The sequence below is a fragment of the Streptomyces triticisoli genome, from assembly GCF_003270085.1.
Classification (GTDB): Bacteria; Actinomycetota; Actinomycetes; order Streptomycetales; family Streptomycetaceae; genus Streptomyces; species Streptomyces triticisoli.
Window position 1 is genome coordinate 14,950 of the sequence record NZ_QFDQ01000054.1, and the last position, 22,605, is coordinate 37,554.

The following is a 22,605-nucleotide window of genomic DNA, read 5'->3' on the forward strand; positions in this document are numbered from 1 at the left end:
ACTGGCTGGACCTGCTCGACAGGGCCCTGGCATGTCCAGCCGGGCGTGTCAGCCACTTGATCTTCTAGCCGCCGGAGCGGGAACTCTCGGCAGATGAGGTGGTCGATCAGGCCTTGGCTGTCGGTCGGTCGCTTTGTGAGGGCCCTGTCCATTTCCGGGTCCGAATGACGAGGACTGCGGTGGCAGTGGTGACCGGGAAGGTACAACCGCGTTTGCCGAAGCAGTCGACGGCGACTCGGCACTGGCCGGGCAGACCCGCCGCGTCACGACAGCGCACTGGGCGGCGGGCGTGATCCACCGCAGGCGGAAGTGGCGGATTTGGGCCAACCGCGGCCCGGGAAATGCCTGGTCACGTCAGTGCGCGGTGGCCCAAATCCGCCACTTGGCGTGAGCACTCGGCCTGCTCTGCTCCCGGCAGGTCAAGGGCGCTCGGGCCACCCTCGGCGCACCGCGCTCGTGAAGGCGTGCCACGCCGGGGAGGCGATGGTCGCGACGGAGGCGCCGCCGAGCTTGGTGTCACGTACGAGTACCTGCTCACCGGCGTGAGCGCACTCGACGCATTCGCCTCCGGCGCCGTTGCTGTAGGACGACTTGACCCATGGGCCCGTGGTCTCTGTGCCGCTGTGGTCGATGTTCATCGTGCGTACTCCTTCACAACGCTTCTGATCAGCTGGGTCGTTCGTCGCGGGCTGAGGGCCGCTGCCCTCAACTCGTCGAACGCCCGCGTGTACTCGCGGACATGGGGTTCCTCTTCCAAGTACATGGCATCGGTGATGCCGTCCCGGTACACGATGTCCGGGTCCTCCGGGTCGGGGAAGCCCAACATGGTGAATGGTCCCGTGGTCGGGCAGGTGCCGGCGTCGAAGGGGAGTACCTGCAGGGTCACACTGGGCTGCTCCGCGGCCTCGAGTACGCGTTCCAGTTGTGCTCGCATCACCTCCCGGTCGCCGACGACCCTGCGTACGGCCCCCTCGTTCACGATGAACCAGCAGTCCGGAGCACCGGGGGCGCTGAGCATCGACTGCCGCTCCAGCCGTACCTGCACCGCCCGATCGATGTCCTCGGGAGACATGTACGAGCCGCACGTGTGGAGTTCGCGTGCGTAGGCAGCGGTCTGCACAAGGCCGGGCAGTACCTCGGACTGGTACTGGCGCAGCGTGGAAGCGTCCTGTTCGAGACCGATGTAGATCGAGAACCACTCGGGCACCCCCGATCCGTGGGCCTGCCACCAGCCGCGCGTCTTGGCCTGTCTGGCCAGGGACTTGAGGAACTCCCGCAACTCATCGCTGGTGCCGTAGAACCGGCACAACGCGTCGATGTCGGAAGGCTGGACCCGCCCGCTGCCGGTCTCCATCCGGTTGACCTTGGAACCGCTCCAGTCCAGGGCCGCCCCTACCTGTGCGCAGGTCAGGGCGTTCTTTTCCCGGAGCTTCTTCAACTCGATGGAGAGGCGACGGCGGCGTGCCGTCGGTGATCCGGCCATCTGGACCCCTTCATGTCGAAACAGCGTTCAGTCTCTGTGCCAAGGGCGACGGTCGCCAATCACCCGAAGGTGGGATTCTCTCTGTGCACATTGCACGACGGGATTCGCGCCGGCCATCCTGGCGAAGAAGGACGACCGATGTGGGCCGGCCGGAGATCCGGCGTCCGCACGGACCGGCGAGCGACAGAGGGTTGGTTCCGAAGTGATCCCAGGTGCATGCATGGTGCGGACGCCGTGGGTCGTGGAGTTCACGGCCTTGGAGGAAGAGGTGGCTGTCCTACGGCGCAGGGTGCGGGAACACCTCGGCAGATGGGGGCTGCAAGACCTCGTGGACGAGGCGCAGCTCTGCGTGAGTGAGTTCGTGGCCAACGTCATCACCCACGTCGGCGTCGGAACGCCGACCACCCTCGCCGTCCTGATGAACGGCACGTTCCTGCGCATCGAGGTCCACGACCCCGACACCCGCACCCTGCCCACACTCATGGCCGCGGACGTCGAGTCGGAAGGGGGCCGTGGCATGACGCTCGTCGAGGCGATCACGGACCGCTGGGGCGTTCAACTCCTCGCCGACCGAAAGGTCACCTGGTGTGAACTGGCCACGGCGCTGCCGTCGTCGGAAGGCTACGGCGGGGGTTCTCGCGTTACCCGGGCCGAGGCGATGCTCGACCTCTACGGTGCGGCGGGACCGAAGCTCGGTTCGCGTCTCGGCAGGTTGAGCATCACCGAGGGGGAGGAGGCGGCGATCTTCATCATCACCGACCTCCTCCACTGGCTCAGGGCGCACGGCCGCGACGCGGACGACGTGCTGGACCGCGCGCAGATGCGGTTCGAGACACAGGTGTCCGAAGTCCGCTCCTGATTCGGCTCGGAGAGCATCAAGGGGCGTCAGGAGTCGAGAGCGTCCCGGAAGAATCCCAGGTCCGGTTTCTCGGGCGTGCCGATCAACAGTGCGCGATCCAGTAGGCCGTTGTTCTGCTCGCAACTCGTCTCCGGGAGCAGGACGCATGCGTGGCACGCGGCGAGGTTGATGCTTCCCGCGCCACCCGCTTCCGACTCGACGCACAAGGGGTCGGCGGAGCACCATTCGGCGCGACGCAGGGCGGAGCGCAGCGTTCTCGCCAACCGGTGCGGCTCGCCCTGCGCCACCAACCCGCCGAGGCTTCCGGCCGAGTCACTGGTCGCTGTGTAGATCAGCAGCCCGGCCATGGTGTCGTCGGTGTAGAGACGCTCGCGCAGGGATGCCGCGGGATAACCGGCTTCCAGACTCCACTCGGTGATGAGTATGTGCGCCAAGGTGTGCAGCAGGACCATGCGCGGGGTGGCTGGAGACTCGGGCGCGGATTTGGGGTCGGACGCCCGTTCACGCAGGAGACGGTTGTGACGGATGCGGATGCGCTCCACACGCCCGGCGACGGCGACGTCGTCGGCCCACGTGTCCAGACGCTTTTCGTCGAGCCGGAGGAAGACTCCTTCCCCCAGGACCTCCATGGCGGGCAGCCAGTCCAGGTCGACCAACGAGAGGGGGGCTTCCTGCACGTCCGCGTTGGAGTCAGGGGTGTGCACCCGGGTGAACGACTTCAACGCCCGTACTTCACGTAGCCGCTTGACGAGCATGGGTGTGACCAATCCGAATTCGGCGAGCACGGGTGAGGAAGTGGACGGCGGTTCGCAGATGAACTGCTCGTCGCGTGTCTGGTCGCGCTCCGCGTTGCCCACCCGCAGACGCCGGTACTCCTGTCTGCGCAGCGCCACGTACCGGCTGTCGTGACCGGTCTCCTCGCCGGCCTCCGACTCCTCGTGCTGCTCCGCCTCCAGAAGCTCGACCACCACCGCGATGGGGATCTCCTCCTTGTGGCGCAGCGAGAACCCCTTCAGAAAGAGCTCGAGGTCCGAGCGCTTGAGCTCCCTCAACTGCTCCCAGACATCAGCCAGTCGAGCCGCAAGGCCATCACTCCACGGAGGAATGGACAGCGCCGACTTGACCAGCGGCTGCCAGGCCATGGACGAACCACGCTGCAGCGTGCGAGGCGGCTCCTTGCAGCTCTCGACAGGAGCGTCCTTGAGCCACGGTCGTTTCCCCGTGCACCGGACACGCAGGTTCGACAGAGCGCTGCTGCGGAAGGCCCCTTCCATGGACACCTCCGGCACTTCACCGCAGGTGCACGAGATCAGGATGCTCCGCAACGATGCGGTCCTGCCGCTAGTACGCAGGCGCAACTGTCCACCGCAGTGCCCGGACACCCCGTCCTGGCGATTGTTGCGGTGAACCCATTTCCAGTAGGGGAAGTCGTCGATGTGACCGTGCGGACAGGCCATCACGAAACGAGACGGAACCAGGTCCTCCTGACAGTCGCCGCACTCGTTCTTCCGGGGCGGTGAGTTGAAGCGGTCCACATGCTGGAGGGAGTGACACGAGGGACAGAAGTGCCACAGCGGGAAGCGCCGGACGTGTACGCCGTCCTTGCTCGTGTCGTCCGAGGCGGGTGGGAGCCGGAACGACTTCACCCCGAGAGCGCGAGCGAGTCGGTGCTCGTGCAGTACGGGGGCCTCGGTGATGTTCCAGGAGTCGGTCCCGGCGACGATGAACGACTCGCTGTCCACCGCGACCATGGAGCCCACACCGTACGTGGTGATCATCTGGGAGCGCCGCACCGCACCCTTGCGGGGAAGGCTGCGCGCGGGAGCGCCTGCGCCACGCCGGCGATGCGGAGGGGGCGGGGTCATCGTGTTGCCTCCATGAACAGGGCGGATTCCGCGTCGACGTCGCGCAGACTCCACAGGGTCGGCCATGCCTCGTCGTTGGATTCGTCGTCATAGGCACACAGGAGCGAGGGAATTTTGCTGCCTCGGACCGGCTCGTAGTAGAGGCCTCCGCTTTCCTCCGCCGCGTCCGTCCACCAGTCGACGAACTCGTCGAAGGCATCAGCCGTCCTCTTGCGCTCCTCGGGGTCGATCGTGCCCACGCGGCTGAGTAGAAGCGGCCTGATCACCTCTGTGAGTTCGTCCTGGAACTGGCGAATGCGACCGGCAGCGTCATTGGCGCGAGCCTGCGGGATCAGGATGCGAGTCAGAGCGACGACGACGGCGTGCAGACCTCGGTCCCGGGCGCGGGCGGAGAAGGGCGTGACGGACGTCGACTCGACCTCGCGGTACAGGGCCGAGTGGAAGTGCAGGAAGTTCTCGTAGTGCGAGCGGTCCCTGGAGCGGGCGGAGTTGAGCATGACCGCCACCAGCCCGGGATGGCTGCGCCCCACCCGGCTGGTCGCCTGGATGTACTCGGCGGTCGTCTGTGGTTGGCCCATCACCGCCATGAGCCCCAGCCGGTCGACGTCCACACCGACGGAGATCATGTTGGTGGCGAGCAGTACGTCGACCGTCTCCTCGTGTGGAAGCCTCAGCTCGATCTGCTTGAGGCGGCTCGGGATCTCGCTGGAGTTGGCGCGGCTGGTCAACTCGGTCTGCTCCCGGATCTTGCGCCTCGGTGTCTCGTCGCGCTCGGCCAGGTATTCCAGATAGGACTCCACGTCGTCGTGGACCTGCAGTTCGGCCGCCGCCAGCAGGCGCAGGCTGTTGAAGTAGCCGACCAGGGTCCAATAGGCGTCACGGACACTCTCCGCCGTGTCGAGACGCTGCGCCTGGTGCAGCAGGGTCGCGTACGTGCGGATCAGCAGCGTCGACTGGCTGGTGCTCGGAGTGAGGAGGCCGATGTACTGGCGACTGGCCTTGCGCTCGCGCGGGGTCTCCACGGCGAACCACGAGTCGCGGGCATCCAGCCCGGCCGGTGGGAACTGGCGCACCTCTCGGTCGAAGAGGGCTCGACCTTGTTGCTCGGCCCGGCGGATGGTGGCCGTGGAGGCAACGATCTTCGGCTGGTCGGCCAACGCATCCACCGCGGTCTCGTACAGGCCGGTGAGGGTGCCGAGTGGCCCCGAGATGAGGTGGAGCTCGTCCTGGACGATCAGCTCGGGCGGCTTGGTGCCGTCCGCGCGGTCTCGATTGAACAGCGCTGCGCTCTGCTCCCGCCAGGGCATGGAGGCGAACTTGTCGACCGTCGCGATGACCAGGGTGGGACGGGCGTCGTACACGGCGTCGTCGATCAGGTGGACCGGGAGACCATCGGTGAACTCGCACGTCTGGTCCGGGCAACGGACGTGCATGCGCTTGGCGTCGTGATCCACCTCGTACTGGTGGGCATCGAGCCGGGTTCCGCACCAGGGGCAGGCGTGGAGCTGGACCGGGTTCTTCTCCTGGAGCACCTTCTCCTTGCGGAGCTCCGCCAGGCTCTCCTCGGCGACCGTCAGTTTGTTGGGGGTCGCGGACTGCCCCACCCACATGCCGATGGAGATCGGCTCCCGGCCCAGCAGATCCTCGTCCTCCTGACGCATGAGCTCCATGGCACACATCAGGATCGCCGCGCGTTCGAACTGCTGAAGGGTGAGTAGCCGCAGGGTGTAGCGCATGAGCACGGTGACTCCCGCGCCCTGAGCGCCGTGGCGGATACGACGCAGGAACGTGGTGAAGGCGATGAGCCCGAGGTAGGCCTCGGTCTTGCCACCGCCGGTGGGGAACCAGAGCAGGTCGGCCAACTGCCGATCCGGATGCTCGGGGTTCACGATGCCTTCCAGGCACAGCAGCATGAACGAGATCTGGAACGGTCGCCAGCGACCGGACACCGGGTCGGGCGCACCCTGCCTTCCGCTCTTCACCCACGCACTGCGGGCCCGCTGCTGCGACATGGCCTGGTTGGCGAGCCGGAAGGCCTTCATGGCATCCGGATTCTCGGCAAGGATGCGAATGCCGCGCCGCATACGTCCCAGGGCCGCTTCACAGGCGTCCAACTGTTTGCCGGCCACTTCCTCGAACGGTGTGCCTGCGAGGTCGGCGGCCTCCGCCCTCTTGCGCTCGATCCAGTCGGCGTATCCGCCGACCAGCGCGCCCAACGCGGACAGGACGTCCGAGCCCGGCTTCGTGGCGAGACCGTGCATGGTCAGCGCCTCGCTGTCGATGTCCGGGTTGGAGTCCGTGAGCAGGACCTCGTGCGCCGGCACGAACTCTGTCCGCACCTCAGCGACGACGGCCGGCTTGATCTTCGGGTCTCCCACGGGAGGCGGTGTCCAGTCCCAGTCCGCCGCGCAGCCGTGCCCCACGGCGAACGTCGGAGCGTGACGGTGGAGCAGTCGGCTCACGGCCTGGTCGGGGTCCACCGCGTCGCGTGCGGTGGGGCGTTCCACGAAAGCGGGCGCACCGGACGGGGTGGTCACGGTGAGACGAGGCTGGAAGAGGCTGAACGCATCCTGCAGTTCGCGCTCGCTCACCCGCATGTTGTTGATGAGGGTCACGGTCACGGTGACCGTGCCGGAGGGGACCGACGGCTTGCGGACGAGTGCCCGCACCAGCACCTCTCCCTGTTGCGGACCGTCGGGCTGCATGCCGGGCTGCGTCACATCGATGGAGACGACGGGCAGGGACAGCTCGCGACGCCGCCAGTGCTCGGCCTGGTCGGAAGTCGTTCGTGCCTCCGCTCGCTTCGCGGACACGATACGTCCCTCGGCGTCGACCGGTTCGTACATCGCGGCCCGGACGTGCACCTCCACGACGGGGGACACCGACGGATCCACGGCGAAGGTCAGACCCATGGACGACGGGCGACGGTCATTGGCCAGGGAGACGCCCAGTTCCGACCCGGCGTCCTCGGTGTCCCGCCGCGCCAGTACGGGCGTGTCGTCCAGGCCATCCACCTCGGCCGCCTCGTCGGCGATCTCCTGCTCGGCGACGGCGTCCGTGCCACGTGGGAACAGCACACCGATCGGGTACATGGTGATCGGTGGATCCTGCGTGAGGACCTCGTCGGGCGCCCCCGGCCCCAACAGGTCCCTGCGGAGCTGGTCGACAAGGCTCTGACGAGCGGCGTAGTGCGCGGCGTGCGGGTTCTCGGCATTCGTCATCGGCTGTTGTTCCCCTGGACCTTTCCACTCGACTTGTAGCGCCCCAGCCCCGACAACCGGGGCACGAGCCACACACCGTGGTCACCGAGGCCCGCCCGGGCGCCGGACGCAGGGCTTCCCGCGACGGTCTCCATGGTGTCGACCCGGAACCCGTGAACTTCGTCGGGCCATCGAATCTCCCACGTCCGGCTCACCTTGAGGGAGGCGTGCAGGTCGCGTCGGAAGCGCTCCGACACGACGGCGACCTGCCGGTCCTCGTGCACGACCGCGTACGGAGGACTCTGGTCGACGGCCATGGGCAGATCGTGCAGCCGACGCAGCACGAGGGAGTCGCCGGTACGGACATGCGTCGCCAGGTAGTCCTGCAACTCGACGGGGTCATCATGGAAGCCGTCGGTGCCCGGCGGGTGCTCGCCGCACACGTCACGCCCGGCTGCCTCGATCCCACGGCGCTCGTACGACTTCCAGCCGCCCACATACCAGCGGTTGAGAGCGCGGTGGAAGCGCAACTGCGCGGTGTCCGGGGCGTCGATGCGGTACAGGTCGTAGCGAGGGCGGGTCATGGCGACGTACAACGCGCGGGCCTCGGCGGCCGGGTCGACGTGGGTGTGGTGCTTGCGCAGTTCCCCCATGGTCGGCGGCTCGACCACCACTACCCGGTCGAACTCCAGGCCCTTGGCCCGGTGCACGGTGGAGACGACGAGGGACGCGGGCTCGGCAAGGGACAGGTCGTCGGGAAACCATCCCTCCGCCACCGATCGACGGATCCTGCCCAGGTCCAACTGCCCACGTCCCCCGCGTGCCACGGCGCGCAGCGAACGCCACATACGGTCGACATCCGCACCGGCCGGCACGCTCGACTGCACGACGAGCTCATGGAAACGCTCTTCCCCGAGCGTCGCGGAGCCGGTACGGCGAAGCACCCCCGCCACCCATGCGGGAACCGGCCGATCCTGCGCGGACCTCTGCAACCGGTGGGGAACCCCGTGCTTGTGCAGCACCTCAGCGATCACCAGTGCCTGCCGGTTGTCCCGGCACAGGACGGCGCAGGAGTCGGGGAAGTCCCGGAGGGAGTCGAGGGTGAACTCCGACGTGAGCACGCCGAAGGAGGGAAGACCCTGGAGGCGGGAGCGCAGCTCGCCGTGGACGCGCTCACCCTCGGCAGCGGCCTGATCCGTCTCCGAGGGCAGTCCCTGCAGGGTTTCTCCCAGTGACAGGGCGGTGCTCGCCTCAGCGGATTCGGCTCGGAAGTTCCGCGAAAGGTGCAATTCGATCAGGTCGTCCGGGTAGGACGCACGCAGCCAATCGAAGAAGTAGTTGGTCTCGGCGGCGCGTGCGTCGGGGTCGGAGACCTGGAACCCGTAGATCGCCTGGGCCGGATCACCGACCACGGTGAAGCCGCAGGAGTCCTGGAAGCGATCCAGCAGGGCCTCGACCATGTTGCGTCGGTCGCCGACGAGGTCCTGGACCTCGTCGATCACCACATGGGCCGGTGCTCCCTGCTCCCCAGCCTCGACGGCACCTTTGGTGATGGCGTCCTCGGCCTGCCGAATGCGTTCCTCGAAGCTGTACCGGCTCCAGTCCTCCTCCGGGTAAGCACTGGTCAGCAGGGCGTATGCCCAGGAGTCGAAGGTCTGCGCCCGGACTCGCCGAGCTTGCTCGGCGTGCCGGGAGATCCGGTCCTTCAGCTCGCGCACGGCGGCACGGGAGAAGCTCAGGACGAGAATCTCCCGTGCTTCCAGCGCGTCCTCATCCCGACTCATCAGGGCGTCGAGACGGCGGACCAGGGTGTGGGTCTTACCGGACCCCGCACCTGCAGTCACCAGGACGCGAGCGTCCCAGGGCTGGTCGACGACGGTCTGCTGCTCGGCGGTGAGCGGAGGACTGTCGGCGTAGGGGTCGATCACTTGGCGCTCCACAGGTGTTCGAACTGGGTGAAGGCCAGGGCCTTTCCGTAGTTGGTGATGTTGTCGCGGACGTTGAGGATCAGGCACATGGGCTTCCCGCCGTTGCGCGGTCCGCGCAGGCCGCGGCCGATCATCTGCTGGTAGACGTTCGGGCTGTAGGTCGGCCGAGCCACTACGACGGCGCGGGTGGCGGGGGCGTCGAAGCCCTGGTGGAGAACGCCGTAGTTGGTCAGGACGCGTAGCCTGCCCTGACGGAAGGCGCTGATGCGGTTGGTGCGGTCCGAGGGACTGGTGGCCGAGTCCACAGCTGCGCTACTGATGCCGCGGTCGTTGAGCTTGGCCGCGAGGAACTTGGCATGGCCCACTGAGGTGGCGAAGACCAGCACCGGCCAGTCCTCGGGCATTGCGGTGATCTCGTCGATGATGCGCTGGTTGCGGTTGTGGTCGTCGGCGAGACGCTGCTCGGCCGCCTTGGAGAGAACGCTCATCTGGTCGGCGCGAGCCTTTTCGTCCTGAGTCAACTCGATGGTTCCACCGATTAGCTCCTGATGCTCAACCCGAGCGAGCATGCCCAGTTCCTGGAGTTCGGCGTATGGGTCGCCGTGGAAGACACCATCATCCAGACGCCTACCGCCGAAGCGTTGGACCAGGCGGCGGGTCTGCTCCTCGTTGGTGTTGCGGAAAGGCGTCGCCGTGAGGCCCAGCAGGTGCCGATCGGTACGGGAATGCGGAAGGCCCAACTGCGTGAGCAACTCGGTGTACTGCGGGGAGATCGCCACGTGCGCCTCGTCGACGATGACAAGAGCAGCCTTTCGGAGCCAGGCGTAACTGTCGGTCGCCAAGCAGTTCCGCAGTTTGGCGTCAGTGGCGACGACGAGCTGGGGGCGCCCCACAATCGGGCCGGCCTCGTTGGAGGACCAGAGACGACTGATCGTCAGCTGCTTCTCCGCACCCACCTTCTCCCAGACGAACTTCCAGCTCTGCACCGCCTGTTCACAGAGTTCTTCGGTCTGGGCGATCCACAGGATCGGGCCACCGAGGTCGTCGTCCTGCTTGATCCACCGAATCACGGCCTCGGCGGTCACGCGGGTCTTGCCGGCACCGGTCGGCAGGGAGAGCATGCCCCGCTGCGGCGTGACACGGTCCAGCATCTGGAAGATGTTGGCGGCCAGGCGCTCCTGGTAGTCGTGCAGTCGAGGGAATTCTCGCGGCCCGTCCACATCGACGCGGGGCTGGAGCTTCGGTGTGCTGAAGCCGGCGAAGACATCGGGAAACCTCAGGTCGGATACGAACTTGACCGCTGCGGCCGACCCGGTGAACGAGGACGGAGCATGGCTCGGGAACCGCGCTTGGAGCTCCTTGACGTAGGCGTGGAGCACGCCGTCGCCATGCGAGTTGTAGGCCATCTGCGCGACACGCTCGGCAGAAGGCTCGCCTCCGAGTTCATGCCGCTCGCTCTCCAGCAACCCCTCGGGCAGGCGCTCCCGCAGAGCGTCCGTGCCGAGCAGTAGGGCGAGCTTCTTGACGACGGTGTCGGCGTCGCGGACCGCCTGCAGAGCCTGCTGGGTCCTCTTGTCCTGCTCCTGCCGGTGCTGCGCCTCCAGAATCGCTCGGCAGCCGGAGTCACCCAGCCGCCACCGCAGCTCCCGATCGGCCGCGGTCAGCGCTTCCAGACGAGACTTCGGGTTGAGAACCAGCACCGTGGTGCCCGACAGCGCACTCTTCAGCGGCTTCGGCCTCATGCCGTTGGGCGTCTTGGTGATCTCCTCGAGCTCGGAGCAGTACTGGAGCTCGAAGTTCTTGATCGTGTTGCCCAGCCGCTGCCGAAGCGTCGGGTAGGCGTCGGTGAGCATCATCGGCTCGCCGGACGGGACGTACCGGACCTCCTTGCTGATCACATGGGCGAAGGGCAACATTCCCCATTTGTCTATCAGCAGCTCGGCGTCCTCGGGGCCCGCGGTGAGCAGGGCAGGTACAGCCTCCGCGCGGAGCGTCCGGTACTCCTCGACGGAAGCGGCCACGGCGATTTCGCCGTCCTCCCGGTTCCCCCATGTCTCACCGATGCGGCACCGAGTCTTCCCTTCCGGGAAATGCAGATCGAGGCGAGTCATCAACACGTATGTGTTGCCTACGAATGCATCGTCCTCGCTGGCGAGCAGTTGCTCTGTCAGCTTGGCCCACAGGGCTTCGGGAACCTTCTCCACGCTTATGGGAAGACCGAGCTTGCGGGCCTTCTCCTCGCTGATGTCCGCGACGGGCAGGACATCGGCGTAACCGGCGAGCTGAGGGCCCACCGCATCGGATGGGCGACGCGGCCCCTGGGAAGTCGGCACCATGCCGTACTTGCGCACCACCCAACGAAGGGGAGAGGGAACCGCGGCTCGCGTGTTCGCGGAGGCGCCGATCTGCCGGGTCCACCGTTCGACGACCAAGTGGTCCGGCAGGGCCTGGACGAACGCGGCCCGCCCTTCGTCGGACAGCAGGAAGAGGAGATGGAGTGAGTCTGCGAAGGCTGAGCCTTCCGTCGTCATGCGGTTGATCGTGGGGCGGCTCTTGCTGCCGAGGGTGCGGCAGTAGTCCTCGTAAAGGGCCTTGCGGTACTCCTCGTACCAGTTTTCCTCAGCGGCCTGGGTCGCTTGCCAGGGCCGTGTGCGCAGGCCCAGTTCACGAAACACGGCGGTGTCGTCGGAGTGAAAAGAGAGGTCGACGGCAACAGAGCGGTCCCGAGAGCCGTCCTCGGGGACGATCGGCCCCGGCAGGAGGCAGTTCCGCATCGGGTGGAACGCGCCGTCGAGCGTGAGGACGTGGAGGGCCTCCAGTGGCTTGGGGAAACGAGAACGGATCTCACCCACGACACTGGAACCACCGGCACGGCGGAACAGCTCCCAGAACCGCCGCCAGTCGCGGGCGGTGTAATTGGCGAATCCCTGGTCGAGGACACCGACGAACCGACCGCGGCTGTCCGCCTCACGGATGCCGATTGTACTCAGGGCGACTTGAAGGGACGGGTCCTCCGAGAGCTTCGGATGCACGTAGACGAGGTCGTCCTTGAGGCCGTCCTGCACACTGCGTCGCCAAACCTGCCCGGCGATCGGCGCGACCAGATCTCCGGCCTCCGTCAGAACGGTCCGAGCCCGCCGGGCCTCCTCCGCGAAGGGGTGCCGCTCAGTGATCATCTCGGCCAGGATGCGGACGGCTATCGCCGAGCCCTCCGGGCCGGCATCACCGACGAGTGCCTCCAGCCACTCGACGACGGTGGCCCGCCGGTGACCGGCCGCGTCGAGGATGTGCTCGACCTTGCCCGAGCGGATCTCCGCGGCCTCGACGGACGGGTGCAACCAGTCGGCCGGCCGGCCGGGGCACTTGCTCCACATACGGAGCCACTCCGGCTTCAGGACCCTGCCGGACCGACGGCCCCCGTCCGGATGGATGCGCAGGTCGCGCGGTGTCCGCAGGCGACCGTCCTGGTCGGGCAGGGAGGGGAGGATCGCCGTGAGCCTCCAGATGCTCCTGGTGAGGAGTTCGTCCGCCCAGCTGAGGGTTTCCGCTGCCTTGGCTCGACCAGGGAGGAAGGCCAGGTACGCGCCGGGGTCTTCAGCAGGAGCGAGTTGCGGGAGCGACGTCACGACCAGCTTGGCGGCAACCTGGAGCAGCTCCTGGTTGAACGGACTGGAGTCCAGGAGGTTCTGTCGATCCTCGTTGGTCTTCCAGGCACCGTTGAGGGCGCCGCTCAACGTCATCTCGTACTTGGTGGGGAAGAAGGACCAGAACTTGCCACGTCCCCTGGCGGGGTTGGCGTAAGGGAGAGTACCGCCGTACTCGGGGACCGCCCACGAGATGTCGATGGTGGCCCGGTCGTGGAGCTCACCCGCTGTGCCGCGCGCCGCTGTGGTCGGCTGGTGGGCTGCCGTGAAGACCTTCCAGCTCACGCTTGATGCGGTCCGGCCGGTACCTTTCTCGTGAATGGTCCGGCGCACCCCGTCCTGGTCGACCGTGATCACGCGTCGGACGACGGGCATGCGTCGCCGGTCCTCCAGGACGACCTGACCCACGTGGGACGAGAAAAGCTGGAAGAGCTTCGGAAACTCCTCCTGGCCGTTCTTCGACTCGGGGTTATGGATGTCGTTGGCCAGTCGGTTGGCGGCGCCGGGGAGCAGTGGCAGTCGGACAACGGTGGTTGCCCAGGAACGCAGATCGTCCAGAACGGCGTCGGCCTTTCGCTCCGCAGCCTCGTCGAGGGACCGGGCCATGCGTAGTACCGGCGCCTCGAAGTCGGAATCCGGTGAGAAGCCGGCGGTGCGTGCGATCTCGGTGCGGGACCACGCGCGGTCGAAGCCGAAACTCCCGGTGTCGCTGAAGAACTGGGGGGCGTCCGTCACCACCAGGTAGGACTTGACACCGACACCGAAGCGACCGATCTGCCCGCCACGCTTGCGGGAGACGCCCATCCGGAGAATCGTCTCGGTTCCCTCGGGGGTTACGGGCGTGCCCTGGTTGGCACAGTACAGATAGGTGTCGGTGAGGATGACGTGCACCGCGCCACCAGGCTCGTTGGCGATTTCGTCGGCCGCGTTCTGCACGATCTCGAAGAGCTGGCGGTCACCGTATCCGCCCTGAGTGATGCGACGTTCGCCGTTGGCGTGCTCTTGGATGAGGCCCGGGTCGACCCGGTACGTCTCCAGAACGCGGGACGACTGCTCGAGGATTTTGGCGATCACGGGCGAGGTGGCCGAGGAGTCCCCCGACGACGGCTGTGACACGAGGATTTCCGGTTTCTGTGCGTGGTTCGATGTGGGCGGAGAGCGAAGGGCCGGCCACCTGGGTGATGCGTGGCCGAGCCCCTCGTCGAGGGCGAGCGAGTGTGTGGACGGCGAGTCCGAGAGCGAGCTGCCTGGTTGCTTCAGGAGAAGTTGATGATGATGACCAGGGCGATGCGCTTACGGGATCGGGAAACCCGCAGGGAAGTCTTCGGACGGGTCGTCTCGTAGGTGCGGGAAGGCGGAGCCACGTTTCGGCGAGAAGCCCGGATGCGACGCGTGGACCTGCGAATGTGAACCGTGGCGGTGGGGGACTTCTTGGTGATCTGCCGGTCGGTGAACGCGATGATCCTCCGGTAATTCGAGATGACCGGATGCGAGAGGCCGTGCGCCATGAAGAACTCGGACCGCTGCTCGGGACCCTCGAGGGACTCGTACTGCGCGACCAGGCGTCGCATGCGCTCGATGTCGGGATCGCGGGAAATACTCGAGTCGTCCGAAGAGCCATTGGTGGAATTCGACATGTTTATCCCCCTGCAGTGTTGGATGGCTGATCGTTTCGGCGGTGCGGGCGCGCAAACGAAAACGCAGTGGGGGGAAAGGTGCAGCCATGCGACAACCCCGTTACGGATGTTTGCCGTGGAGTAACTGATGGCGCCTGTTGAAGGTAAGGCCTGAGGGAAGCTCGGCGCAAGGTAGTTGCCGAAGATGCTCACAACTGAGGGTTTCGTTTCGGGGTGCGTCGCTCCTGTCACTGCCTCAGGACAAGTCCAGTCTCGACGACGAAGCCGTCCAACAGGACGGAATGGGACGGCACTGCATCTGCTTGAGCAAGGTCCTTGCCAGCGTGGCGTGTTGGCCGTGATGCATGCGGCCATGTTGGCCAGCGTCTTCTTCATGCTCGCCCACATGTCTTCGTCCAAGCAGATCCAGGTACGGCGTGTACAGCGGAGGGTGAAGCCCCGTCAACGAGAGGTGCACACAGCCAGCAGGGCATGCATCGCTGCGGCCGAGGTGATGGCACGCCGCCTCAGTGGCCTTTGGGAGACCAGGTGCGGCCCTTTGGGTTGGCGCGGGACCTTCGCCCCGGACTCGTTGGCGGAGCATAGCCCGGTGCCTACTTCTTCAACGCCGTTCCACCACCGGCCGGACCGACTCCCGAGTGGCCACCGCCTGCTCGTCACGTTCGGAGGCATGATGACCGGCGGCCCGGACTGCCCAGCCCATTTGCCACAGAGCCCGCCAGGTCTGCGGCACGCTGAGCGAGATGCACCAGCGGTAGCCGATGACGGTGGCCATCAGGGGTACTGGTGCAGCGCTGGTCCTCGGTCCCGGACGTGCACCGTCCGGGACCGAGGACCAGCAGCACGGCCAACTCTTCCCGCCGCTGTGGCTTCATCCGGCTTGGCTGACCGCTGGGCCTCTCAGAAGTGAAAGGAAGAAGTTCCGGTTGATGTCCCCGCAAGGGTATTGCTGCGGTTCCGGTCAATCCGGGCATTCGTGTCCATAATTTCCACGAGCAAGAGATCGAGTGTTCCGGCCGCAGTGTGGTGTCAAAGGAAATTGTCACGAACGGCTTCTGTCAAACAGTCGTGTATGCTCGTCGCCGCATGAGCACTCCGACCAGGGGGGACGGGAAGCGGTGAATGGCGGAGAGGACTTCGGTCCCTGGCTGGCGCGCCAGTTGCAACGCGCGAACATGAAGCAGGCCGACTTGGCGGATCGCGTCGGGCTCACCCGCGCGGCTGTCTCCGCCTGGATAACCGGGCGTGCGGTCCCGCGGGACGAGACGATGCGTGCCATCGCCGACGTCTTCGGCGCGGAGTACGCGACCATGCACACCCGCACGACCGATGTCGCGGACAGCGCTCGCCCTGTGAGCTGGTACCACCGTCCCGCCTACCTCGACGGCGGCCGGGACTTCGGCAACGCCGCGACGTTCGCCTTCGATGCCGATGTGGAGGTCCTGGCCCGCGAGGCCACGCAGAACAGCCTCGACGAGCGGCTCGACCGCAACAACCCCGTGCGAGTTCGTTACACGATCCACGAGTTGACCGGAGAGGCCCTCGCCCGATTCCGCGAGGCCATCCGGTGGGACGACCTCTTCCCGCACTACGAGGCGGCGGCGGCCCAGGAGCAGAAGGTCGGCCGTGTCATCGCCGAGGGACTGCGGGACATGTACGAGCGTGATCGCCTCGTGCTGCTGCGAGTCGACGACTACAACGCCTCGGGCCTCACCGGCGACGACTACGAGGACGGACGTTTCGCCGCTGTCGTCCGGCGTCAGCTCGACAGCCGGAAGTCCGATACGAGCGCCGGCGGTTCGTACGGCCTGGGCAAGGCCACTCTCTGGGCGACCAGCCGACTCGGCATGGTGCTCATCAACTCCACCCTCTCCGAACCGCACGAGGGTCGGACCGAACGACGTCTCGTCGGGCGGCTGGACCTTCCGTGGCGGGTTGTGGAAGGCGAGCCGTTCGCCGGGCCGGCGTGGTTCGGTGAGCCCGACACCGCACCTGGCAGCGAGGGCGTCTCCAGATCGTGGTGGGCCGACGAGGACACGGTGGAGCGACTCCACCTCGCGCGCGAAAGCTCCGCGCCGGGCACTTCCTTCCTGATCGTCGGAGCGCATGACGTGGCGAGCAAGGCTGCCGACCCGGCTGTACAAGGCACCGATGAGGTCGACGACGAGGAGACGGTGCAGGCGATGCACGAGCGTCTCGTCGACGCCCTGGGGCACAACTTCTGGGCCGCCATGACCGCCGGCCGCAGCACGACTCCCATCCTCGAAGCCTCCGTACGGACTCTGCGCAACGGGCACGTGCTGATCGACGAGGAGCGCGTCGACCCCTACCGCGTGCAACCGTCCCGTACTCGGGCACTCAAGGCGTACCTCGACGGAGAGACCGTCGACCGTCTGACGGAAACCGGGCAAGTGGCGCATGCACGGGTGCCGTTGATGGTCCCCGCTCAGCGCGGGCAGCGAGGCACGGTCGAACACGAGGCCGTGCTTCTGGTCACCGCGGCCGAGGACGGGGACGGCAAGCCCAACCAGGTGGTCATGATGCGCGGCAATCGCATGGTGATCCGCGAAGCTCGGGTGCCGGACCTGCCGCTCGGCACCAATCCGTTCCAGGCCGTTCTTCTGGCCGGTCACGCCGCGGGTGAGCACGCTCCCCACGCGGAACGGGCGGAGGCGTTCCTCCGGGCATCGGAGCCTCCGGAGCACGACAAGTGGGGACAGACTGACGAACTGCGTGCGGTCTACTCGACCGGAGCCCACCGCCGGATTCGGGAGTTCACGAGTGCGGCGTACCGGTCCGTTCGTGAACTCGTCGGTCGTTCCCAGGTGAAGAGCAAGGCTGGCCCACGAGCGTTGCGGGACCTGCTCCGGCTCGACGGCGGACCGAGCCCGGTCGTACGTGGTGGGGGAGCGCCGACGATCAGGGGCCTGGACGCCGAACTCGACGGATCGGGTGCCTGGCACGTGAGGGCAGAGGTACGACTGCCCGCCGGCCAGGACCCCTGGCTCCTCAGCCCGGTGGCGAAGTTCGATGTCCGTTCCGGGGCGCGTCCCTCCGTGGGCTGGTCGGAGGTCGTCGCAGGACAGAACTGCGAACTCGTCGGCGACAAGCTGCTCTTCAAGGCAGGTGCCCGCAGCGCGTCGTTCAGCGCGGTCACCGATGTGTCCACCCACCCTGTCCGAGCCGAGCTCGCAGGGCTGATCGTCGAGTTGCAGAAGGCCAGGGGAGCCTCCGAGTGAAGGTCTATCCGTACAAGAGGATCACAGGGGAGATCGGTCTCGAGGTCACGAGTGTTCGGCAGGAGCGCGAGGGCTTCTACCAACACGATCTGGAGACCTGGGCGTTCTCCACGCAGGAGCGGGTCGTCGCGCTGCACCAGGTGGAACGCGACGACTGGGAGAGCGTGCGCCTCGGCGTGACCGCGATCCTGCCGGGCAAAGAGATTGCCGAAGGCCCCTGGACGGACATCTCGGTGATTGCCGTACTCACCGAGAAAGCGACCAACTCCCGTACTACCGCTCGACTCGAGCGGGTGGCGGGGAAGGACGGCTCGTGGACCGGCCACCTGCGGTTCTGGAGGTCGGCCTACCGCAGTCGGGCCGACCTGTCCGTGGTTGCCGTCGCCACCGTCGACGGAGTGCGGGGCAGGATGATCGGCAGGGCGGAGGAGCCCTGGATCGTGGATCTGACCGCCCGCACACCCGTACGGCAGCGGGAAATGATCATCAATCAGGTGGACTTCACCTCCGGCCCCGAGTGGCTGCGCCCCTTCCGGGACGCGCCGTGGCTCGTGGAGACCTCGGGTGATCTCCCGACCGTGCACCTCAACGCCGGGTTCGAGGGTGTGTCCGAGCTTCTCGACTCGTCCGGAGGGCCTTTGGAGCGAGCAGTGCGAGACATGCTCGCCGCCCAGATTGCGACCGACGTGTGGACGGCCGTCTTCCACTCCGCGGTGAGCGACCTGGAGGTGGACGAGCACGGAAACCCGCAGTGGCCGGGTGGGTGGCGGGATGCGGTACTGCGCGGAATGCTCGCCGACGTCCTGCCGGACCACTCGGAAGCCGACGCTCTGCGTGAGATCGACGCCCGGCGCAGGGAAGGCTCCGGATGGAACGAACTGCAGCCGCGCATCAACTACGCGGCCGGGAGGCGGGCAAAGGTGGCCAAGAACCTGGGTACGGCGATCCGGACCCTCGACACGTCGCAGAGGGAGAGCCGAGCATGACCGACAAGCCGGAGCACCTGCCGGAGCGGCTGGCCCTGCTCGCCGACATCAATGCGGCGAAGTTCCTGAGCACGGGCGTTCTCTCCGGTCATGAGGCGCCTCCCTACATTGCGCTGAACAAGATCACCGATCCGGTGGACGCCAAGGGCGTGCGTACCGAGGTCGTCCCGATACGGGACCTCATCGACGACGTGATGCACCTCTTCCGCGACGACGCGCGAACCAAGGCGGACGCGTGGCTCGCTCCGCGACTGCACGCCGCACTGAGGCTGAGCCGGAGGGAGGCGTCCGACAGCAGGCTGTGGAGTTTCCTTGCCCTGGCCGTTGCCCCGGACTACGTGGTGTGGCGTCACCTACCGACCAAGGGCAGGAACGGGCTGCCCCCCATGGTTGCCGCGAGCAGGTTCTCCGGCGCCCACTACACCCAGGCCTTCTCACGACTGTGGTGGGCCGCCGAGTTGTTCCGGGACGGCAGCGACTACGGACCGGTACAGGTGGCCTGCGGGAACCAGGACGTCCTGAACACCGTCCTGCGCCTCGACATCATCGATCACCGGCCCACGGCACAGGCGCTGATACGACTCGTGGCCAAGGAGACGGTGACCACGGGCCGCGAGGTCAACGCTCTTGCCGTGGTGACGAACGCGGCGGCGAGCACGCTGATGTACGACGTGCTCGCCGAGGACGAGGAGTGGGACGGCGGCGCGTTCGACGCGTGGGTTGAGGAGGCGGACTCGGCGCCCCCAGTTCCGCGCAAGGTCCTGCCGACAGGTCCGGACGACGGCCCTGTACCGCTGGCGGCCATTGATGCCTTGGCTGGCCGCTTCGAAGAGCTCTTCAAGGACGCGCGGGTCCGGGGGAGGACAGAAGTCACGGACCAACTCGGTGACGACTGACCAGAGTCAGCCGAACGGGTCTCCGCCGCGATCAGAGACCCGTCGACTCGGTACTATCGTGGGCGTTTCTGGCCGGTGGCGTCCATGACGTGAGCCGGGCCAAGTCGGCATTGGTGGGGCGCCCGAGCCCGAGCGCCGCACTGATGATGTATATCCCCAGCCGGGGAGGCACAGCATTGCCAATCTGCTGGGAAATGTCCGTGCCTGACCAGGGGTAGGCAGCGGGGAAGGTTTGGAGCAGACCCGCTTCCGCGAAAGTGAACCGGGGAAGGTCGGTTCCGTCCGGCGCGACCACCCGATTGCGGGACACTTTGCCCGTGACCGTGGCAGATGGCTGGTGGGAGTGACGCCTGCCGCGGTTGCTGGAAACGCCTCCTGTGCTGTAGTTGGAGATCACGGTGAAGGGACCATGGCGGTTCGGGAGGGCCTGCGCCATGCTGACCCACATCTTCAGCGGCGACTCGCTCAGCGCGAGATCGTCATGGGGCGCTTCCACCCCGCTGCGATAACGGCAGTGTGTCGGAGCGGGCAGCTTCACCGGCTTGTCGCCACGGCGTGCTATCAGTACCGCCCGTCGGCGCGTCTGCGGTACGCCGAACTCTTCAGTACGCAGTACATCGAAGTCGGTCCGATAGCCCTCGCTCTCCAGAGCCTGCGCGTACTTTTCCCAGACAGGAAGGACGGCTGGAACCTGCTCCAGCACGATGGCTTCGTACGGCCGGAGATCAGGATTGTCGATGGCTTCCAGCGCCCAGCGCAGCGGCTGGAGCACGAGTCGGGTGCGCGGATCCAGCTTGACGAGGTCGGTCTCGATGTTGGCCCACTTGTCCCGATCCACGAGGCGTTGCACGAATGCCAGCACGGTGTCCAAGTCTCGACGCCCCGCACCATGCCCGGCGACGGTGAACGTCTGGCATGGTGGGCCACCCGCGAGGACGTTGGCCTCGGGGAACTGCTCGGGGCTGCATTCGAGGACGTCCTTCGCCACAGTGGCGAGCCCCGCACTCGTCCGCGTGGCGACGGCGCCCGAATCCCATTCGATGCCGGTTGATGGCACGCCCAAGGCGTGCGCCGCCACGTCCAGTCCCCCAGGACCGGCGAAGAGGTCCACAATGTGGAAATCCGCTGGTCGGGGCTTGTTCGGTTGTTCTGGGATCATCGAATTCGAGGCTGTCCTGGCTGTCCGAGACGTCGGCGTGCCAGCGCAGTCTAGCCGGCTGAACCATGATCATGAATGGCTGGGTCGGTATGAGCACCGGGCTGTTGTCGCCCGACCGATGTCAGGTCCTGAGGGCCTCCGCGATGGCCTTGCCGAGCGCCTCACCTACCGGTGGCGGGGAGGCATGGGCGATCTGACGATACCTGACCGTCTTTCTGCCCGTGATGATCCAATCGGTTGGGAAGGACTGGAGCGCGGCCGCTTGATCCACTGTGATTTTTTTCAAGGGAGAACCGGAGGTGTCCGACTCCTGAACACCGTCGCGTCCAGGGACCTCGTTACTCAGGGCCCCACCGTTGATCCCCATGCGGGCCCAAGCCCGTTTGGTGCCGCTGAGCCCGAGGTCTGCTCCTCCGCGTCGTTCGGAGCCACCCACCAAGGTGGGCGCGAGCTGATCCGCTTGAGCCGCCCAGGCCTCAGCACCGATCCAACCCCGCGCCGACATTGATGGGCGCAGGGCCTCACCCACGGTGACGTGTTGACTCACGGTCGGGGCGGGGATGCAGAAGTTTCGTGCGAAGGGTTCTTTCAGAGCTACCAGTACGCCCTGCTTGCGATCCTGCGGAACACCGAAGTCGGCCGCGTTGACGACGAACCAGTGGAGCCCGTAGTGCAGGTGTGCGAGCTCATTCCGGATGAATGCGCGCACCTCCTCGAACGCCGGATCGTCGACCAGGCCTGGAACGTTCTCGATGAGGAGCGCTCGCGGCTGCATCGCGTGCATCAGATACACGGTGGCCTTGAGGAGCCCCAGCTCCAGCCCGCTGTCCGGACGTCTCTTGGTCGCGGAGGACTGCACGCGGGGCAGCCCGGCGGACAGCAGATCGACGTCGTAGCTCTCCTGGTGTTCGACCGGATCGAAATCCAGCAGATCCATTTCAAGCACGTTCCACGGAGGCCGGTTCCACCGCAGCGTCTCGCAGGCCTGCCGTTTGTGGTCCAGGAGCAGCACGGGGTCGAAGCCCGCGCGTTCAAGGCCCAGGGCGAGTCCCCCCGCTCCCGAGCACACGTCTACTGATACCAGCCTCTCCATAGAGCCCCCCCCGCAGGTATGTTCAATTGAAGGCAGACGTGTGACCAGGGGCGTCCGCCGGCGCCCTCGCCTGGCGCAGCGACCCCCACCTGCCCTCGGAACGGATGCCCTGGACGGCGTGCATGACTGCTTCCGCGACTTCGCTGGGGCTTTCGTGTTCCCAGTAGCGCAGTACGGTCCATCCGACCGCCTGCAGATGCTCGGTTGTCTCCCGGTCGCGCGCCACGTTCTTGTCGAGCTTCGCCCGCCACCACTCCGCGTTCGACTTCGGTTGCGTTGCGTGCCATGGACAGCCATGCCAGAAGCAGCCATCCATGAAGACGGCGATCTTGGCCTTTGGGAAGACAATGTCGATGGTGCGGCGAGGCATGCCGGGCACCGGCACATTGATGCGGTAGCGGAGTCCCGCCGAGTGCAGGAGCCGCCGTACCGCGACCTCGGGTGCCGTGTCACGGGAGCCCTGGCGGCTCATGCGAGCCGAAACGGCGGGTGAAGAGGGGACGGCGTCAGGCACGGTGCCATTCTGCCAGTGGCGGCAACATGTGGCACAACACACGTGTTGCCGATGATCGGTCCGCGTCTTCGGGGCTACACAAAAGCTCCAGGTTCCCGAAGC

General features: G+C 66.7%; 15 protein-coding genes. 4 read left to right on the plus strand and 11 right to left on the minus strand.

The genetic code is table 11. The features are described from left to right. Positions 1-419: 419 nt before the first annotated feature. Positions 420-638: a DUF397 domain-containing protein gene (locus tag DEP02_RS09695; protein WP_112466929.1), complete on the minus strand. Its 219-nt coding sequence runs from the start codon at positions 636-638 to the stop codon at positions 420-422. After that, positions 635-1,483 carry a helix-turn-helix domain-containing protein gene (locus DEP02_RS09700; protein ID WP_112466930.1) on the minus strand — a complete coding sequence of 283 codons (849 nt, stop codon included), beginning with the start codon at positions 1,481-1,483 and terminating at the stop codon, positions 635-637. Before DEP02_RS09700 ends, DEP02_RS09695 begins: the two co-directional genes overlap by 4 nt. Positions 1,484-1,703: 220 nt before the next feature. On the opposite strand from DEP02_RS09700, the gene DEP02_RS09705 reads away from it, so the two are divergent. Further along, the gene (locus DEP02_RS09705) at positions 1,704-2,342 is read left to right on the plus strand and encodes an ATP-binding protein (RefSeq protein WP_112466931.1); all 639 of its coding nucleotides are present in this window, start codon (positions 1,704-1,706) and stop codon (positions 2,340-2,342) included. A 26-nt stretch (positions 2,343-2,368) separates the two neighbouring features. Here the strand turns inward: DEP02_RS09705 and drmB are convergent, their stop codons facing one another. The 6 genes from drmB to DEP02_RS33325 all read right to left on the minus strand — a co-directional run bounded on the left by drmB (position 2,369) and on the right by DEP02_RS33325 (position 15,391). Further along, positions 2,369-4,207, minus strand: coding sequence for a DUF1998 domain-containing protein (drmB, locus tag DEP02_RS09710; RefSeq protein WP_112466932.1), 1,839 nt, complete (start codon positions 4,205-4,207; stop codon positions 2,369-2,371). Continuing rightward, on the minus strand, positions 4,204-7,428 hold the full coding sequence (locus DEP02_RS09715; protein WP_112466933.1) for a helicase-related protein: 3,225 nt from the start codon (positions 7,426-7,428) through the stop codon (positions 4,204-4,206). The genes drmB and DEP02_RS09715 overlap by 4 nt, the downstream gene beginning before the upstream one ends. Further along, positions 7,425-9,335: a UvrD-helicase domain-containing protein gene (locus DEP02_RS09720; RefSeq protein ID WP_112466934.1), complete on the minus strand. Its 1,911-nt coding sequence runs from the start codon at positions 9,333-9,335 to the stop codon at positions 7,425-7,427. The genes DEP02_RS09715 and DEP02_RS09720 overlap by 4 nt, the downstream gene beginning before the upstream one ends. Further along, positions 9,332-14,095 (minus strand): DEAD/DEAH box helicase, encoded by a 4,764-nt coding sequence (locus tag DEP02_RS09725; RefSeq protein WP_112466935.1) that lies wholly within the window; start codon positions 14,093-14,095, stop codon positions 9,332-9,334. The genes DEP02_RS09720 and DEP02_RS09725 overlap by 4 nt, the downstream gene beginning before the upstream one ends. A gap of 140 nt (positions 14,096-14,235) precedes the next feature. Next, positions 14,236-14,616, minus strand: coding sequence for a hypothetical protein (locus DEP02_RS09730; protein ID WP_157977403.1), 381 nt, complete (start codon positions 14,614-14,616; stop codon positions 14,236-14,238). A gap of 601 nt (positions 14,617-15,217) precedes the next feature. Next, positions 15,218-15,391, minus strand: a complete 174-nt coding sequence (locus DEP02_RS33325; protein WP_157977404.1) for a winged helix-turn-helix domain-containing protein — start codon at positions 15,389-15,391, stop codon at positions 15,218-15,220. 343 nt (positions 15,392-15,734) lie between these two features. Between DEP02_RS33325 and DEP02_RS09735 the strand changes: the two genes are divergently transcribed. From DEP02_RS09735 to DEP02_RS09745, 3 genes are read left to right on the plus strand one after another with little or no spacing between them, the layout of a single operon-like run. Beyond that, positions 15,735-17,855: a helix-turn-helix transcriptional regulator gene (locus DEP02_RS09735; RefSeq protein WP_112466937.1), complete on the plus strand. Its 2,121-nt coding sequence runs from the start codon at positions 15,735-15,737 to the stop codon at positions 17,853-17,855. After that, entirely contained in the window at positions 17,852-18,841 is a 990-nt protein-coding gene (locus DEP02_RS09740; protein WP_232839040.1) for a hypothetical protein, read from the plus strand. Before DEP02_RS09735 ends, DEP02_RS09740 begins: the two co-directional genes overlap by 4 nt. Further along, the gene (locus tag DEP02_RS09745; protein ID WP_112466938.1) at positions 18,838-19,737 is read left to right on the plus strand and encodes a DUF6339 family protein; all 900 of its coding nucleotides are present in this window, start codon (positions 18,838-18,840) and stop codon (positions 19,735-19,737) included. The genes DEP02_RS09740 and DEP02_RS09745 overlap by 4 nt, the downstream gene beginning before the upstream one ends. A 31-nt stretch (positions 19,738-19,768) precedes the next feature. On the opposite strand, the gene DEP02_RS09750 is transcribed toward DEP02_RS09745, so the two are convergent. The 3 genes from DEP02_RS09750 to DEP02_RS09760 all read right to left on the minus strand — a co-directional run bounded on the left by DEP02_RS09750 (position 19,769) and on the right by DEP02_RS09760 (position 22,461). Then, positions 19,769-20,896, minus strand: coding sequence for a DNA cytosine methyltransferase (locus DEP02_RS09750; protein ID WP_112466939.1), 1,128 nt, complete (start codon positions 20,894-20,896; stop codon positions 19,769-19,771). Between the two features lie 121 nt (positions 20,897-21,017). Beyond that, positions 21,018-21,989, minus strand: a complete 972-nt coding sequence (locus tag DEP02_RS09755) for a DNA cytosine methyltransferase (RefSeq protein ID WP_112466940.1) — start codon at positions 21,987-21,989, stop codon at positions 21,018-21,020. Between the two features lie 22 nt (positions 21,990-22,011). Next, positions 22,012-22,461: a very short patch repair endonuclease gene (locus DEP02_RS09760; protein WP_112466941.1), complete on the minus strand. Its 450-nt coding sequence runs from the start codon at positions 22,459-22,461 to the stop codon at positions 22,012-22,014. Between the last annotated feature and the right edge of the window lie 144 nt (positions 22,462-22,605).